This window comes from Micromonospora sp. NPDC057141 (assembly GCF_042670805.1).
Lineage (GTDB): Bacteria > Actinomycetota > Actinomycetes > Mycobacteriales > Micromonosporaceae > Micromonospora.
This window is the reverse complement of record NZ_JBHUVA010000171.1, coordinates 1-1,530: the sequence shown is the minus strand read 5'-3', so window position 1 is coordinate 1,530 and position 1,530 is coordinate 1. Positions and strand designations below refer to the sequence as shown.

Sequence of the window (1,530 nt, the reverse complement as noted above, 5' to 3'; positions counted from 1 at the left end):
GGCCGGCGGCGGGGCACGGGCCGGCGGCGGCCTGGCCGCACTGGCCGGCGCGGGCCTACTCGGGGGGCGGGGCGGCGCGGCGGGCCGCAACGGCGGGGGCCCGGCCGGTCGCGGCCGGCTGCGCGTGCGCCTGCACCTGGCCACCGACCCCGCCGCGCTGCTCGGCGCGGCGGTCACCCTGCTCACCGCACGGTCGGCGGCGCTCAACGCCATCGACATCGGCGAGCCGAGCCTCGAGGACGTCTTCATCGAACTGACCGGAAGGGAACCACGGTGACCGCTGTCGACACGCCGACCCCGCTGCGACCGGCGGTCACCCCGCGCCCCCGGCCCGGTGCCGGCCGGGTGTTCGCCGCCGTGCTGCGCCGCGACCTCATGGTCACCGGCCGGGAACTGTGGGTCATCCTGCTGCAGGTCGGGCTGACGCCGCTGTTCATGCTCTTCGTGTTCGACACGATCCTCGGCGGGCAGGGCATCGTCGGTCGCAACTTCGCCGACCTCTTCCTGCCCGGCATCATCGCGCTGGCCGCCCTCACCACCGCGCTGCAGAGCGTCGCCCTGCCGCTGGTGAAGGAGTTCGGCTTCACCATGGAGATCGAGGACCGGCTGATGGCCCCGCTGCCGACCAGCCTCGTCGCGATCGGCAAGCTGGTCATCGCCACCGTCCGGGGGCTGCTCGCGGCCCTCCTGATCTACCCGCTCGGCGCACTGGTGGTCGGCTCCGCGCCGTGGCGTCCGGAGGGGCTGCCCCTGGCGTTCGTGGTCGCGTTGCTCGGCGCGTGGATCGGTGGGGCGATCGGGATGAGCCTGGCCACCACCCTGCCGGTGCAGCGGATCAACGTCACCTTCTCGGTGATCCTCACCCCGATCATCTGGACCGGGTGCATCCACTACCCGTGGCCGCGGCTGTCGCTGCCCTGGTACCAGGTGGTCACCGCGCTCAACCCGATGACGTACGTCTCCGAGGGGGTGCGCGGCGCGCTGCTGCCCGAGGTGCCGCACATCCCGGCGTGGGTGTGCCTGAGCGTGCTCACCGGGGTGGCCGTGGCGCTGACCTGGCTCAGCGTCCGCTGCTTCAGTCGACGGGCGGTCCAGTGACCGCCCGGGCGTTTCCCACCGGCCCCTGCGAGGAGCTGCCATGCCGACCCTGACCCCTCCGGAAACCGACTCAGGCCTCGCCCGCCGGCTCGCGGCCCGCGCCGGCGAGCTGCTGCTGCGGGTACGCGCCACGCACGGCCACGGTGACCCGGCCGCGCTGAAGGCCGCCGGCGACCGCGCCTCTCACGACCTCCTGCGCGCCGAGCTGGCGGCGCAGCGCCCGGACGACGCGGTCCTGTCCGAGGAGGACAAGGACTCCCGCGCGGTCGGGCACGCCGACGCGGGAGGTCGGCTCACCGCCGACCGGGTGTGGATCATCGACCCGCTGGACGGGACGCGGGAGTTCTCCGAGGAGGGCCGCGCGGACTGGGCGGTGCACGTGGCGCTGTGGGCGCGTGCCGCGTCGACCCCGCACCGCCTGGTGGCGGGGGC

The 1,530-nt window shown here is 74.8% G+C and carries 2 protein-coding genes and 1 pseudogene; all 3 read left to right on the top strand.

Annotated features, from left to right (window positions below; genetic code table 11):
• Positions 1-277 (top strand): annotated as a pseudogene (locus ACFT41_RS32280) (hypothetical protein); the annotation flags it as partial.
• Entirely contained in the window at positions 274-1,098 is an 825-nt protein-coding gene (locus ACFT41_RS32275; RefSeq protein ID WP_377590542.1) for an ABC transporter permease, read from the top strand. The pseudogene ACFT41_RS32280 and the gene ACFT41_RS32275, both read left to right, overlap by 4 nt.
• Positions 1,099-1,138: 40 nt before the next feature.
• The coding region (locus ACFT41_RS32270) for an inositol monophosphatase family protein (RefSeq protein ID WP_377614114.1) at positions 1,139-1,530 on the top strand (392 nt) is incomplete at its 3' end.